Consider the following 14,537-nt stretch of genomic DNA (forward strand, 5'->3'; position numbering starts at 1 on the left):
CGTGTTTTGGTTAAACATCAAACGCAGAAAAAAGGCGTAAAAAGAAAACAGTTAAAAAATATTCCTTCAGGCGTTGTTCATGTTAAGGCTACCTTCAACAATACGATTGTATCCATAACAGATCCTGCAGGAAATACTATCTCTTGGGCTTCAGCTGGAAAAGTTGGATATTCTGGATCTCGTAAGTCATCTGCTTTTGCTGCAACGATGGCTGCACAAGACGCTGCAAAAAATGCTATGAATTCTGGCCTTAAAGAAGTCGAAGTATGTTTAAAAGGTACTGGAGCTGGCAGAGAATCTGCGGTTCGCGCTCTCATAGCCTCTGGTTTAGTTGTTTCTGTCATCCGTGACGAAACTCCTGTTCCTCATAATGGTTGTCGACCAAGAAAAAGGCGCAGAGTGTAGTTTTAGGGAAGGAGAAAGGGATGTCGGATAATTCACAAAATTTACTTTACGATAAATTTGAATTGCCAGAATCAGTCAAAATGATGGCTGTAGAAGGTAGCGGGGGATCGGTTGATAAGCAGGCGAGTTTTGTCGCAGAGCCTCTAGAGAGAGGTATGGGTCATACCTTAGGTAATGCTTTGAGAAGAGCATTATTGATTGGTTTAGAAGCCCCTGCAATTATTTCTTTCTCTATGACTGGTGTGCTTCATGAGTACATGGCGATAGAGGGAATCGTAGAAGATGTAACAAACATTGTCTTAAACTTGAAAGGAGCTTTGCTCAAGAAATATCCTTTCCAAGATAGTGAAGACGGTCGTTGTACTCAATTATTAAAGTCTACTATTTCTGTAGATGCCTCTGATCTTGCTGCTTGTGGTGGTCAAAAGTCCATAACATTGGCTGATTTATTGCAAGAAGGTGGGTTTGAATCTGTTAACCCTGATCATGTGATTTTCACTGTCACACAACCTATGCAGCTTGAAATTGCCCTAAGAGTGGCATTTGGAAGAGGATATTCTACATCTGAGAGAATCGTTCTTGAGGATAAAGGTGTGAATGAGATCGTCTTAGATGCGGCCTTTTCACCTGTAGTTTTAGTTAATTACTTTGTAGAAGATACTCGTGTTGGTCAAGATACAGATTTCGATCGCTTGATTTTGCATGTGGAAACAGATGGTAGGGTATCTCCTAAAGAAGCTTTAGCTTTCTCTACACAAATTTTAACTAAGCACTTCTCTATTTTTGAAAAAATGGATGAGAAGAAGATAGTCTTTGAAGAAGCTATTTCTATCGAGAAAGAGAACAAAGACGATATTCTTCATAAGTTAGTCTTAGGTATTAACGAGATCGAGTTATCTGTAAGATCTACAAATTGTTTGTCTAACGCAAATATTGAAACTATTGGTGAGTTGGTGATTATGCCGGAACCTCGCCTGTTGCAATTCAGAAACTTTGGTAAGAAGTCTCTTTGTGAGATTAAGAACAAGTTGAAAGAAATGAAACTTGAATTGGGAATGGATCTCAGTCAGTTTGGTGTTGGTTTAGACAACGTAAAAGAAAAAATGAAGAGTTACGCCGAAAAGATTCGGTCTAAAAACGTCAAGGGATAATTAAGTATATGCAACACGCAAGAAAGAAATTTAGAGTTGGTCGTACTTCTGCGCATAATCGTTGTATGTTAGCTAACATGTTAAAATCTCTAATTCACCAAGAAAGAATAGAAACTACTTTGCCTAAGGCAAAAGAGTTGCGTCGTTGTGCTGATAAGATGATTACACTAGCTAAGAAAAATACATTAGCTGCAAGACGTTTAGCTGTTGCTAGGCTAATGGTTAGATACAATAAGTTGACAAGCAAGGAAGCTCGTCAAGCTAAAGCAGGCGATTTATCAGCTTATAACGTAGACCGTACCGTTATAAACAAACTATTCGATCAATTAGGCACTCGTTTTGTCTCTAGAAATGGCGGTTATACACGCATTTTAAAGTTGCAAAATAGAGTTGGTGATAATGCACGAAAGTGTATTATAGAATTTTTAGCCGACTAGGCTATTTTTTTGCGAATACTGACTACTAGGGAATAGCGATGAAAGTTGTAATTAACGGTTTTGGACGGATTGGAAGATTAGTTTTAAGACAAGTTCTAAAAAGAAATTCTTCTGTCGATGTCGTGGCTGTTAATGATCTTGTCCCTGGAGAGGCTTTAACGTATTTATTCAAATACGATTCTACTCATGGACGTTTCCCAGCAGACGTGTCTTATGATAACGGCTATCTCGTTGTTGATGGCCGTAGAATTCAATTGCTAGATCAACGTGATGTTCAAAAGCTTCCCTGGAAAGATCTGGGTGTAGATGTTGTCATTGAAAGTACAGGTTTATTTACCAAAAAAGAGGATGCTGCAAAGCATCTTGATTCTGGAGCTAAACGTGTACTTATTACTGCTCCTGCAAAAGGAGATGTCCCGACGTTTGTAATGGGAGTAAATGAGAATGCATTTGATCCTGAGAAGGATACAATTATTTCTAATGCTTCCTGTACTACAAACTGTCTTGCTCCTTTGGCTAAAGTGTTACTAGATAATTTTGGTATCGAAGAAGGTTTGATGACCACAGTGCATGCCGCTACAGCTACCCAAAGTGTTGTAGATGGTCCATCCAAGAAAGATTGGAGAGGTGGTAGAGGAGCTTTTCAAAATATCGTTCCTGCTTCTACAGGAGCTGCTAAAGCTGTTGCCTTATGTCTCCCAGAATTAAAGAATAAATTAACCGGAATGGCTTTTAGAGTTCCTGTTGCCGATGTTTCTGTCGTTGACCTTACTGTAAGATTACAGAAGTCAACAACATATGAAGAGATATGTAAAGCGATTAAAAATGCTTCAGAAACTAATCTGCGTGGGATTCTAGGTTATACGGATCAAGAAGTAGTATCTTCTGATTTTATAGGATGCGAATATTCTTCTATATTTGATGCTGGTGCAGGAATAGCGTTAACCGATCGCTTTTTCAAACTAGTTGCCTGGTATGATAATGAGATAGGATATGCAACCCGCATAGTTGATTTGTTAGAGTATGTAGCAAAGAACTCTAAATAAAAGGTTAAATTCGTGTATTTTACAAGAGATCCAGTTATTGAAACTGTAATTACGTCGAGGGAAGGATACAAGTTATCAGTTCGCAATACCAAGCATTTTTCTCAGGATCCCTTTGTTGTTGAAGCGGTTGAAGTGATTTCTTTGGGGAACACCTGTTTCTTCCGTAACTGCGATCATAGTAAGCCATTCATTGTCCCTGCTGGTGATTACGAAGTAATGGAAATTCGAGATACTAAGATCAACCTAAAAGCTGTAGGTTTGGATCGTGGTATTAAGATTGCCGGAGGTAGAGAAGCCTTAATTAAGTTGCCTAAAGTAGCTCCTGTAACTGTTGAAGAAAGTTCTTCATCTGAGACAGTTGCTACAGCTGAATCTTCATCTTCAGAATCTTCCACAACACCATCTTCTCATTCTACAACTAGAAAAGAGAAGAAAGAACGTAAGGGAGATAAGTGGAAAGAGAAGAAAAAACAGGGCCGTAAAAAAGCCAATAAAGAAGTATCCGAAGTTGCGGGATCTTCACAAGAGATCATTGATACCGTTACTGAAGAACTTTGGGAAGAGTCACAGGAAAATAAATTAGGGGAGCAGAAGAAGTTTTCTCTACTACCTCCTCCAGCAAAATTAATTTCTGAGATTATTTCTCAAACTATTTCGGATCCTGAAATAACTTCAGCTGATTTAGATGAATCTCTACAGGCTTTAGTAACCGAAAGTTCTGAAGTGATCAATGCTTTACTATCAGGTGATCAGACAATTATTTTCCCTGAAGAAGAAATGGAAGCTTCTCCAGTTTGTGAACAGCCTGTCTGTGAACAGCCTCTACCTTCTTCTTTCCCAATGGAAGACGAGTAATAAGTCGTTATAGATTTTGCCCGTCTTCTCTTTGAAAACCATTGATCTAGAAAGTGTCATCTGGTAAGATTCTGAGTTATATTTTTGGTGTTTCTCTTAAAGTTGGTATATCCAAAAACTATAATTCGAATCATGTCAGTTGCTTAATTCATAATTGGCAAGATTCTTCATTATTGCTCAGATGGTGGAATGGTAGACACTAGGGACTTAAAATCCCTTGGGCGCAAGCCCGTGCAAGTTCGAGTCTTGTTCTGAGCAGTTTCTTCCTTTTTTGTTTAGATCTTAACCTAATCGCTTCTGTTCATTGTCGGACATCGTGCAGGTTATTTGGTTTTTTTTTTCCATATAATTTTTTTGTGAAATTCTAAAAATTGGCATCCACACTAGGAAATATTAACTTAGATTTCGTAGGTTTTTCGGATGTCTTTTTTTTGGTTGTGAATTTGAGACAATAACTCCCCCCTGTGCTATAAACCGGAAAAATCTAATTAATATCTTAGAGGTATCCTTTGCGGCGGCTCTTATCGGCAATTAAGCTGCATCTAACTTCTATATGGTCTAGCAACTCCACCTATTCTTCTTCAAATCACTACGACATATACTCGAGATCTATGCTTCTGTTGCTCTGTCGATGGAAAGATGCAGACATTATGGAATGGCAATACACATGTAATGCTTTAGCAGATGTTTGTAGCAAAATGAGTGGGCAATTAGTTTGTAGTAAATCTGAAGTATTACAAGTAGATCTTTCTCATGAGCAAGATATCCATTTAGAATGGAAACATCGGTTATTGGCTTTGGAAAAAGAGTTTTCATCTCGTGATGAGGTTAAAAATTCTGAAATTGAGAAATTAAAGAATGAGAATAGCTGGTTACAACATCGTCTTTCTGAGAAGTTACAGCAAACACGTCATCAAAATGACATCATCGAGGAATTAAAACGAGATTTGATAGAAAGTGTTCAGCAAACAGAAATTAGTGAGGGAAGACGTCTCTGTTATGAGCATAAGATTAAGGTCCTCGAGGAACAGTTAGATAAGTTAACGCTATCGCGTATTCCTGAAACTGATATGTTTGAACAAGGACCGAAAGAAAGCGTATTGCAACAAGAGATAGTCGATTTAAATGAAGCTATGACGGCTTTGCATCAGAAAAAAGCTGATCAGGATAAGAAGTATCAAGAAGAAATCGCAAGATTAAGTCTAGAGTTACAGAATTATAGACAGTCCGAACGCACAAATACAGAAACAGAGAAACTCCTACAGATTCAGGATGAGCTAGTTCAGAAGAAGAAAGAGGTTGCTTTACTACAAGATCTTGTTGAAGAACAGTATTGTCGTATACTGACGCTTAATAAGAAACTAGGATGTGAAGATGTTTTGAGTGTATCCCATTTAAAACGGCTTTTAGGTAGAGATTTAGACTGTGATACCGAATGTATTGGAGAATCACAATGTAGTGGGCTTGTAGAGTAGACCTTACATGGAGATTTCTAGTTGTAATTATATATAGCTAGCATAGAATAAACGCTACACACTCCGTTCGGGGAACTTTTCTTAAGCCTGTATAAGGACTCGATTATGACGCAATTGATTATGGGGATTGATCCTGGGACACTAGTTTCTGGATACGCTATTATCCATATTGAACAGCGTTATAAGATACGAGCTCATAGCTATGGGGCTATCCGTTTATCTTCAAAAGATTCATTAACACAGCGTTATAAACAGCTTTTTCAAACATTGTCTGGGGTATTGGATGATATTACTCCTGATGCTGTGGTTCTTGAAACGCAATATGTGCATAAGAACCCTCAAAGTACTATAAAATTAGGCATGGCGCGGGGAGTGCTCATACTTGCTGCTGCTTTACGAGACATTCCTGTTTTTGAATATGCTCCAAACGTAGCTAAGAGAGCTGTTGTCGGTAAAGGAAATGCCAGTAAACAGCAGGTGCAACTTATGGTTAGCAAGATTTTAAATATTCCTGATGTCTTAAATTCCAATTGTGAAGATATTGCAGATGCATTTGCATTAGCAATATGCCATGCACATACTTCTGCTTATACTTGTTTAGGAGTTCGATAATGTACGACTATATTCGTGGAATTCTTACTTATATGAGTTCTGGAACTCTTGTGATCGAATGTCAGGGATTAGGATTCAATATTTTTGCTCCCGATCGATGGTTGATTGAGCTGTCAGGTCAATTACATCGTGAAGTTGTTGTGTATACCTATACGGTTGTTCGTGAAACAGAACATGTGTTGTATGGATTTAGTTCTCGAAGAGAACGCGAATGTTTCCGTATGTTAATTTCATTTTCTGGAGTAGGCCCTAAGACAGGCCTAGCAATATTAAATACATTTTCTCTTAGCAAATTATGTTCTATAGCACGTGCTGAGGATGTCAGAGCTATAGCTTCTGTTCCTGGTATAGGGAAAAAAACAGCAGAAAAGCTTATGGTAGACCTCAAGCAAAAGCTTCCAGATTTACTTCCTTTAGATTCTAAAGCAATTGCTTCTTGGGAATCCGTAAAACCTTCGTGTATGGATGAGGGTATACAAGCATTAGCTGCATTAGGATATTCTAAACCTTCAGCAGAGAGAATGATTGCTGAAGCTATGAGTGAACTTCCAGAGAATGCATCGTTAGCAGAAATTCTTCCTATTGCTTTAAAAAAGAACTTACAAGGTTTGAACAAGAGCTAGACTTTCCTAAAGATAGTGGTATAATTTCTCCCACATTCATTTTGTTTTAGGAGATTGTATATACATGGAACAAACGCTATCCATTATCAAACCTGATTCTGTTGGCAAGGCTCATATTGGTGAGATTGTTGCGATTTTTGAAAAATCAGGATTTCGCATAGCTGCTATGAAAATGGTGCATTTATCAGTGAAAGAAGCTGAAGGCTTCTACGCTGTTCATAAATCTCGTCCATTTTTCCAAGAGCTCGTAGATTTTATGATTTCAGGCCCAGTTGTTGTTATGGTTCTTGAAGGTGATAATGCTGTAGTTCGCAACCGAGAAATTATGGGCGCTACAAATCCTCAGGAAGCTGCTCAAGGGACGATTCGTGCTCAATTTGGCGAGTCTATCGGCATCAATGCGGTACATGGATCCGATAGCTTGGAAAATGCAGCTATAGAAATTAACTATTTCTTCAGCAAAATCGAAATAGTTAACTCTGCTAAGTAATTAGAAAACACTTTTATAATAAAGTGGTAGATTTCCTGTGGGGTTTTTCCTGAATATCTTTCAGCTCTTGTTCTGAAAGAGTTCCCCAATGAAAAATACTACTCGCAGATGCTTTTAATTTATCAAAAAAGCTTTCTTTTGTGGGGAACCATGGGCGAATAGTTGTTAGGAAATCTTGATGTAGACGTTGTTTTCTATATGACGGTTGTTTTTGGGGTATTGGTAGATAACGTGTAAGCTTGTCTATATCCATATCCCATAGGAATGTTGTGTGATGTACCCAACGAGATTTTTGGATATATTGAGCATTTCCTGCGAATTTCTTCTCTCCTAAAGTATAATCATTTTCATTAACAGAAAATTCTTCAGGGAAGATGGGTGCATAGATACCATAAGACCATTGCATCAAATCTTGAGAATTGGCCATGGGTTCGGAAGAATTCATAATCCATGTTACGAATAAACTATTTTCATCAATAAATACCGTTCCACCCCCACTGTAACGTTTAATTATAGGAACGTTATCAGATCGTAATTTAGGGATATGGATATCTTCGTTTGGACGTCTTGAAATACCAAGGACAACGGCTTCCGGAGCATTCGAATTAATAATGCAAATATTTTCCTTATAGTTGCGAAGAAGAGCTTCTTCTATTTGCAACTGCTCGAAGATAGTCTTTCCAGATAAATTTAAGAAAATACACTTATTGGTGAGCATGTTTTTTTACAGCAACCATCAATACCTGAATATCAGCGCAGGCAATACCCGATATTCTTGAAGCTGACCCTATAGTTCTTGGGGTGAATTTAGCTAGTTTTTCTCTAGCTTCTAAACTTAAAGAGGAAATACTTTGATAGTCTATATCTTCAGGAATAACCATATTCTCTGATTTCGATAAACTATGAATCAACGATTTCTGACGATCTATATATCCCGCATACTTGATTTCCATCTCTAACGAAGCATTAAGCGTTGAGCCAAGGTCACGGACATCGTCAGGGAAGGTTTCCCTGAGAATATCGTAAGAGACTTCTGGACGGCATAAAGCTTTTGCTAGCGAGACTACAGAATTTCCATACTTTTTGAAAGTTTTATTGAGACGGGCTTTTTCGTCTTCTATAATTTGTTTTTGATTTTCAAAGATTTCATAACGCTCTTGACTTAAGAGGCCTAAATCCCGACCGTAGTGAGACAAACGTAAGCAAGCATTATCCTGTCTTAAAAGTAGGCGATGTTCTGCTCTGCCTGTGAACATACGGTAAGGTTCATCTAATACTTGAGTTGTAAGATCATCCAACATCACGCCAATATAGGACTCTTGTCGTGAGGGGATGAATGCCGGTTTTTTAAGGACTTTATTTACTGCGTTAATCCCTGCTATAAGACCTTGAGCAGCTGCTTCTTCATATCCAGTTGTTCCATTGATCTGGCCGCATAGAAATAGACCTTCTACGATCTTACTTTCTAAAGTAGGGTAGATCACATTTCCATGAACGTAATCATATTCAATAGCATAGGCAGGACGCGTAATAATCGCATTTTCTAGCCCGTGAACTGAACGGATCATGTTATATTGCACATCAAAAGGCATAGATGTGGATAGGCCATTTACATAGACTTCCTGAGTATAAATTCCTTCAGGTTCTATGAAGATATGATGACGCTCTTTATCTGCAAATTTAACGATTTTATCTTCAATAGATGGACAGTATCGAGGGCCTATACCTTCAATACGACCTCCATACAAAGCGGAACGGCTAATATTAGCAGCAATGATATCCTTAGTTTTTTGAGTAGTATGAGTAATATAACACGATACTTGAGGTAGAGGAGGAACAAAGGGTTCATCTCTATGAACAAAGCCTACACCAGGATCTCCAGGCTGTTCTTCTGCTACGGAAAAGTCTATGGAGGAAGCAAGTAATCGTGGAGGCGTGCCTGTTTTTAGTCTGCTGATTGGAAAACCACGCTCCTTGAGAGCTGCCGATAATCCTGTAGCCGCAGGATCGCCAAGACGTCCGCCAGGAAAGTTAAGGTCGCCAATGTGAATTAGGCCACGCATAAATGTCCCAGAAGACAAAATGACTGTCTTACCTAGATAGGTGATACCTTCTTTTGTTGTAACACCTTGAATGACATTTTCATTGTCTAGCAAGGACTCAACCGTACCCTGCATGATATGCAAGCCGGGAGTGCTCTCTAATAAGCGTTTCATATGAATATGATACATTTGCTTATCAACTTGAGCTCTTGGAGCACGGACAGCAGGGCCTTTGGTCTGATTTAAGATGCGAAATTGTATCCCAGACTGATCAGTAACCTCAGCCATGATACCGCCTAGGGCATCGATCTCTCGAACAATATGCCCCTTGCCGATACCTCCAACGGCAGGATTACAACTCAACTTAGCAATAGTGTCTAAGTTTGAAGTTAAGATTAGTACAGAGGCGCCCATTTTTGCAGAGCAAAAAGCAGCCTCGCAACCCGCATGCCCAGCACCAACTACAATAACATCGTAATTAATTGGGTGAGTCCACATAAACTAGCAATTATTTATTTTTATGACGGTCTCTTCGGCGTCTTTTATTACGCTTATGCTTAGCGATTTTAAGTCTTCGTTTTTTCTTAACAGATGACATAGTCTTTATTTATTGTTAGTGTATGAATATGTGTAGGTGTGATTCGATCTTTCCTTAAATGGGAAAAGGACCGCCAAAAGGGATAACTAAATTAGAGCTACCCTAATTTAATTCGGCACACCGCGTTTCACCGTTTTGTTTTATCCCACAATCTCAACACACTAAGTAAACCTAGGATTGTGGTACTCGTTTTTCTCACGGGAAACAACAAGGGAAATGTTACTACAAAGATATTTTGTGGTCCACTAACGATTTTAATCGAGGTTATCTAGGGAAATAGAATAATTTTTTTATTTAACCGTTGAGCTCAAAGGCTGCATAATTTCTAAATCTCGCGAGTTCCTTTTCAAAAACCAAAGGAACAGAGCCTATGGAACCATGACGGTTTTTCGCGACTATAAGTTCCGCTGTTCCGGGCTTATCGTTTGGATCATAATACTCTCGACGTAGTAAAAACATCACTAAGTCGGAGTCTTGTTCTATGCTTCCACTTTCTCTAAGATCACTCATCATAGGTCGGTGATTGGCTCTGTCTTCCACCTTTCTAGACAGCTGTGATAAACAGAGAATTGGGATATTTAATTCTCTAGCCAAAGTTTTCAGCATTCTTGAGATTTCTGAAATTTCTGTTTGGCGACTTTCTGCAGAACGTAGGGTCCCCGAACCAGAAAGAAGTTGTAGGTAATCGATAATCAAAAATTGAATATCATAGCTTTCTTTCATTCTTCGAGCGCGAGCTCTAAGATCTGTTACTTTTAATCCGGGCTGATCATCTATAAGTAGGGTGTGCTGCTGCATTTCATTTACGACAGCAACAATTCGTTGGAAGTCTTGCCCGGATAAATCTCCTACATTAATTTTTCTAGATTCCACTTCGGATCGAGAACATATGATTCTATGAATAAGTTGATCTACGGTCATCTCTAGAGAAAAAATTCCTATAGGAAGCCGACTTTGAAAACACATGTTTTCTGCAATATTTAAAGCGAGAGCAGTTTTCCCCATGGCAGGTCGGGCGGCAAGAATCATTAAGTTGGATGGGGAAAACCCGTTGATCATCTTATCTAAATCAATGAAATGCGTAGGAATGCCCGAAATGGGTAAAGCATCACCACTTTGAGCGTGCTGATGGAAGAACTCTTGTTTTTCTTGTAATTGTATTAAAAAGGGCTTTTCTTGAGCGGAAGTTAAGCCCTGAAGTTTATCGGCAACAAGAACGTATTGTGTGAGGGCTGTTGTTTGGCTAATTTTAAATAAAGCGTTTTGAGCTTCATCTAGAGCAACAGCAACATCTTTAGGTTCTTCAGTTGCTTTCTTCTCTATTTCCTTAGCTGTTTGGATCATCTTTCTTAAAATGGATTTAGAAAGAATGATCTGAATGTATTCTTCAATATACGCTGCAGTTCCTGCAAAATCTGCTAAAGTAATTAAGTAGCCAGGGCCCCCAATCACCGTAAGGTGATTTCTTCTCTTTAGTTCTTCTCCTGCAAGATGCACATCTATGGGTTTATCATGTTTAAAAGCGTCTTGTAGAACTCGGAAAATGATTTTATGTTCAAGGTAGTAAAAATCATCTTCATTAAGTTGGTTGGCCGCTAGATTAAGATAATTAACCCCTGTTAACATACAGCCCAGAACAATCATTTCTGATTCTTTAGAGCTGGGAGGACTGGGCAGTGTAGGGGCAGAGGCTTTTTCTGTTTGAGTCGACATAATTTCTATGATGCGATTTAAACGCGGGAGTCATTAGAGATCAGGTTAGGATATCGAAAATATATGCTCAAGTCATAAAGGTTAGGGAAACCGATAAAGTTTCCATCAAATATTCAGAAAAAACTTGGAGAGCAGGATATAGAAAGTACTAGATCACTAATATTGACTTACAATAGAATTGATTTCTTCTCCTGAAGGGTAGGATTCAAGTTTATTTCGTTCTCTTCTAATCTAAGGGATCGAAGGACTTAGAGGGGCCTAAAAGTTCGCTTGCTTTCATTGAAGATAGGAATTATTCTACTTTATTGAACAAGAAGGCAGTAAAAGTTTTTCTCTCGGGAGCTCTGAATACACCTTTGCTAAGGAAAGATGACTGAGTGGTCGAAAGTACGTCCCTGCTAAGGACGCGTACCCCTAAAGGGTACCGAGGGTTCGAATCCCTCTCTTTCCGAATTTTCTAACGGAGCCCGTAATAAAGTTAATTGGTTGCTCTTTTTCTTTAAAATTTTTCTAAAATATCAAATAGGTATCAATATAAGGTGATCTAAGAAAGGGTTATTGGAGAGGAGGAACTCTCTTCTTGCCTGTAGAATCGGCTTATTCTATAATAGGCCCTTTAGGTTATATTAAGATTCCTTAAAAGATCACGTTAGCCAAAATCATGAGACAATTTTGTAATTTACTTTCTCTATCACGTATATGGCTAGCCTTGTTCTTTTACCAAGAAAAGATCCATCTACGCCTACTGGTCATTTTAGGTGCCATGGCTAGTGATGTTTTGGACGGCTATCTTGCCCGTCGCTATAAGGCGACCAGTCGTTTTGGTTCTATGCTGGATCCTCTGACCGATAAGTTCTTTGTTTTTGTCTGTGTTGCCATCCTTTATTGGGAAAGGTCTTTGTCCCCTGAGCACCTCCTTCTTATTTTTGCTAGAGATATTTTCCTCGTTCTTTTTGCTATCTACCTCTCTGTTGTTAGGGGGTGGAGAGGATATGATTACCGAGCTCTTTTCTTTGGAAAGATTTTTACAGTGGTTCAATTTATTATTTTGCTAGGAGTCACCGCGGGCGTGCGCATCCCTGTAATGGGGTTAATGCCATTAATTATTCTCGGATTTCTCTACTTCCTGGAGAGAGTATTCGATTATAAAAAGCAGTGTCTCGACTAAGAGCTTGGTAAATTTTTATTTGAAAGAAAGAGCGAAAGAATCTCGTAGGAACAGCTTGTATTTTAGGCGGTGTTACATTACAATGGTCCTTTACATTTGTCGTAATCTTTTAAAATATGCCTTGCCGTTTGCTCAGCAACAAGTATTATAGGAACTGTACGGTTTCAAAGTCTTTTAGGCATGATTTATCATCTGTTTACAAATCTTTATGCTCTATAATTTTGGGAAGGAGTTTATGCAGTCATCAGAGATGAAACCCTTTTCAAGACTGCGGGCTTACTTCTGCCCCATATATCGATCAGAATTCCCTAAATTTATTCCTCTTTTCTGGCTAGCCTTTTTCGTAGGATTTAATTACTGCCTATTAAAAAGTATGAAAGATACTTTAGTGGTTGTGGGGTCTGACGCGGGTGCGGAAGTTATACCGTTCTTGAAAGTCTGGGGGATAGTCCCCGGGGCCGTTATTGTTACTATGATCTACGGTTGGCTAAGTAGTCGGTGTCCTAGAGACACCGTTTTTTATTCCTTTATAGGTACTTTTCTCGGCTTCTTTTTCTTGTTTGCCGTAGTAATTTACCCCATGGGGGATGCTCTACATTTGCATTCTCTCGCAGATAGGCTACAAGAGTTGCTGCCGAAGGGATTGCGTGGTTTCATTGTAATGATTCGCTACTGGAGCTACAGTCTATACTATGTGATGTCAGAGCTGTGGAGTTCAGTAGTTCTTTCAACGCTCTTTTGGGGCTTGGCTAATGAAGTGACCAGTGTAAGGGAAGCTGGAAGGTTTTATGCCCTTATTAATACGGGGTTGAATCTTTCTTCCGTGTTTGCCGGGGAAATCTCCTATTGGATGGGGAAACACTCGTTCTTCATCTATCCTTTTGTGAAGGACAAGTGGCATGAGGTTATGATGAACCTCACCATTTTAATCGTTTTAGCTGGATTATGCATGATTTGGCTATATAGAAAAGTTCACTTCCTCACACAACACACCTATAATTTCTCCACAGCCTTTGCTCCTTCTGAAGCGCCTCCTCAAGTTGAGGAAAGCGTGGCCAGTGTAAAAGCTAAGAAAAAGACGAAAACAAAGGCAAAAAGCCTCTTCCTCTATCTTATTCGCTCCCGGTACCTACTAGGTCTTGCCATTATAGTTTTATCCTATAACCTTGTTATTCACTTGTTTGAAGTGGTTTGGAAAGATCAAGTCAGTCAGATTTACAGCTCCCATGTTGAATTCAATAGTTACATGAGTAGGATTACAACCCTAATAGGAATTGTGTCTGTCTGTGCGGCTATTTTCCTTACTGGACAGAGCATACGAAAGTGGGGCTGGACGGTAGGAGCATTGACTACTCCAATTGTTATGTTGGTAACAGGCGTTCTATTTTTCGCTGCTGTATTTGCTGTAAAGAGAGACGTTATGATCTTTGGCGGCTTTTTCAATATGGCTCCTTTAGCCATAGCAGCTTGGATAGGTGGGATGCAAAACGTGTTCTCGCGTGCTGCTAAATTCACGTTCTTTGATCAGACTAAAGAAATGGCGTTCATTCCTTTGCCTAATGATCAGAAAAACTATGGTAAGGCCGCTATTGACGGCGTTGTATCTCGGATAGGGAAATCAGGTGGTTCGTTGATTTATCAAGGGCTATTGATAATCTTTTCATCCGTTGCAGCAAGTCTTAATGTGATTGCTGTAGTGCTTCTTTTAATTATGGTTGTTTGGATCGCTGTTGTCGCTTTCATAGGAAGAGAGTACAACATCAAAGAAGCTAGTGCTGTTGCGGAAAGTTCGAAAGCAGATGCAATCGCATCGAATGCCACTATCAGCAGGACTACAGTAGAAAATTCCAACAAAGAAGAAGTTGCTACGCTATAGTTTAAAGGGCTTTATAGCCCTTTTTATCATATTTTTTTGATCTTTA

Annotated in this window: 15 protein-coding genes and 2 tRNA genes; 13 read left to right on the forward strand and 4 right to left on the reverse strand. The window is 39.0% G+C overall.

Annotated elements, in window-relative coordinates; all coding sequences use genetic code 11:
• The first annotated feature begins 6 nt into the window (after positions 1 to 6).
• The 10 genes from rpsK (at position 7) to ndk (ending at position 7,094) form a co-directional block, all read left to right on the forward strand.
• A complete protein-coding gene (gene rpsK / locus CCA_RS00595; protein ID WP_011006086.1) occupies positions 7 to 405 on the forward strand; it encodes a 30S ribosomal protein S11 in 399 nt (132 codons plus the stop codon).
• 20 nt (positions 406 to 425) lie between these two features.
• Positions 426 to 1,556 (forward strand): DNA-directed RNA polymerase subunit alpha, encoded by a 1,131-nt coding sequence (locus CCA_RS00600; protein ID WP_041462193.1) that lies wholly within the window; start codon positions 426 to 428, stop codon positions 1,554 to 1,556.
• A gap of 8 nt (positions 1,557 to 1,564) precedes the next feature.
• Complete coding sequence (gene rplQ, locus CCA_RS00605; RefSeq protein ID WP_011006088.1) at positions 1,565 to 1,993, forward strand: 50S ribosomal protein L17; 429 nt, start codon at positions 1,565 to 1,567, stop codon at positions 1,991 to 1,993.
• Positions 1,994 to 2,031: 38 nt separating this feature from the next.
• Positions 2,032 to 3,039: a type I glyceraldehyde-3-phosphate dehydrogenase gene (gene gap, locus CCA_RS00610; RefSeq protein WP_011006089.1), complete on the forward strand. Its 1,008-nt coding sequence runs from the start codon at positions 2,032 to 2,034 to the stop codon at positions 3,037 to 3,039.
• Positions 3,040 to 3,051: 12 nt separating this feature from the next.
• On the forward strand, positions 3,052 to 3,894 hold the full coding sequence (grgA, locus tag CCA_RS00615) for a GrgA family transcription factor (protein ID WP_011006090.1): 843 nt from the start codon (positions 3,052 to 3,054) through the stop codon (positions 3,892 to 3,894).
• Positions 3,895 to 4,069: 175 nt separating this feature from the next.
• Positions 4,070 to 4,152, forward strand: a tRNA-Leu gene (locus tag CCA_RS00620).
• Between the two features lie 392 nt (positions 4,153 to 4,544).
• Positions 4,545 to 5,369, forward strand: coding sequence for a hypothetical protein (locus CCA_RS00625; protein ID WP_193328802.1), 825 nt, complete (start codon positions 4,545 to 4,547; stop codon positions 5,367 to 5,369).
• 105 nt (positions 5,370 to 5,474) lie between these two features.
• A complete protein-coding gene (gene ruvC / locus CCA_RS00630) occupies positions 5,475 to 5,981 on the forward strand; it encodes a crossover junction endodeoxyribonuclease RuvC (protein WP_011006092.1) in 507 nt (168 codons plus the stop codon).
• Entirely contained in the window at positions 5,981 to 6,604 is a 624-nt protein-coding gene (ruvA, locus tag CCA_RS00635) for a Holliday junction branch migration protein RuvA (protein WP_011006093.1), read from the forward strand. The genes ruvC and ruvA overlap by 1 nt, the downstream gene beginning before the upstream one ends.
• 64 nt (positions 6,605 to 6,668) lie before the next feature.
• Positions 6,669 to 7,094: a nucleoside-diphosphate kinase gene (ndk, locus tag CCA_RS00640; RefSeq protein WP_011006094.1), complete on the forward strand. Its 426-nt coding sequence runs from the start codon at positions 6,669 to 6,671 to the stop codon at positions 7,092 to 7,094.
• 13 nt (positions 7,095 to 7,107) lie between these two features.
• Here ndk and CCA_RS00645 read toward each other — a convergent pair whose 3' ends face one another.
• The 4 genes from CCA_RS00645 to dnaB all read right to left on the reverse strand — a co-directional run bounded on the left by CCA_RS00645 (position 7,108) and on the right by dnaB (position 11,447).
• Entirely contained in the window at positions 7,108 to 7,812 is a 705-nt protein-coding gene (locus CCA_RS00645) for a lipoate--protein ligase family protein (protein ID WP_011006095.1), read from the reverse strand.
• A complete protein-coding gene (mnmG, locus tag CCA_RS00650) occupies positions 7,799 to 9,634 on the reverse strand; it encodes a tRNA uridine-5-carboxymethylaminomethyl(34) synthesis enzyme MnmG (RefSeq protein WP_011006096.1) in 1,836 nt (611 codons plus the stop codon). Before mnmG ends, CCA_RS00645 begins: the two co-directional genes overlap by 14 nt.
• Positions 9,635 to 9,644: 10 nt before the next feature.
• The gene (locus CCA_RS05455; protein ID WP_072667724.1) at positions 9,645 to 9,734 is read right to left on the reverse strand and encodes an AURKAIP1/COX24 domain-containing protein; all 90 of its coding nucleotides are present in this window, start codon (positions 9,732 to 9,734) and stop codon (positions 9,645 to 9,647) included.
• 294 nt (positions 9,735 to 10,028) lie between these two features.
• Entirely contained in the window at positions 10,029 to 11,447 is a 1,419-nt protein-coding gene (gene dnaB, locus CCA_RS00655) for a replicative DNA helicase (RefSeq protein WP_011006097.1), read from the reverse strand.
• A 363-nt stretch (positions 11,448 to 11,810) separates the two neighbouring features.
• Here dnaB and CCA_RS00660 point away from each other — a divergent pair.
• From CCA_RS00660 to npt2, 3 genes are all read left to right on the forward strand, one after another.
• Positions 11,811 to 11,898: transfer RNA gene (locus CCA_RS00660), tRNA-Ser, on the forward strand.
• A 210-nt stretch (positions 11,899 to 12,108) separates the two neighbouring features.
• On the forward strand, positions 12,109 to 12,615 hold the full coding sequence (locus tag CCA_RS00665) for a CDP-alcohol phosphatidyltransferase family protein (RefSeq protein WP_011006098.1): 507 nt from the start codon (positions 12,109 to 12,111) through the stop codon (positions 12,613 to 12,615).
• A 235-nt stretch (positions 12,616 to 12,850) separates the two neighbouring features.
• A complete protein-coding gene (gene npt2, locus CCA_RS00670) occupies positions 12,851 to 14,491 on the forward strand; it encodes an NTP/H+ exchange transporter Npt2 (protein ID WP_011006099.1) in 1,641 nt (546 codons plus the stop codon).
• The last annotated feature ends 46 nt before the right edge of the window (positions 14,492 to 14,537 follow it).

This window comes from Chlamydia caviae GPIC (genome assembly GCF_000007605.1).
Lineage (GTDB): Bacteria > Chlamydiota > Chlamydiia > Chlamydiales > Chlamydiaceae > Chlamydia > Chlamydia caviae.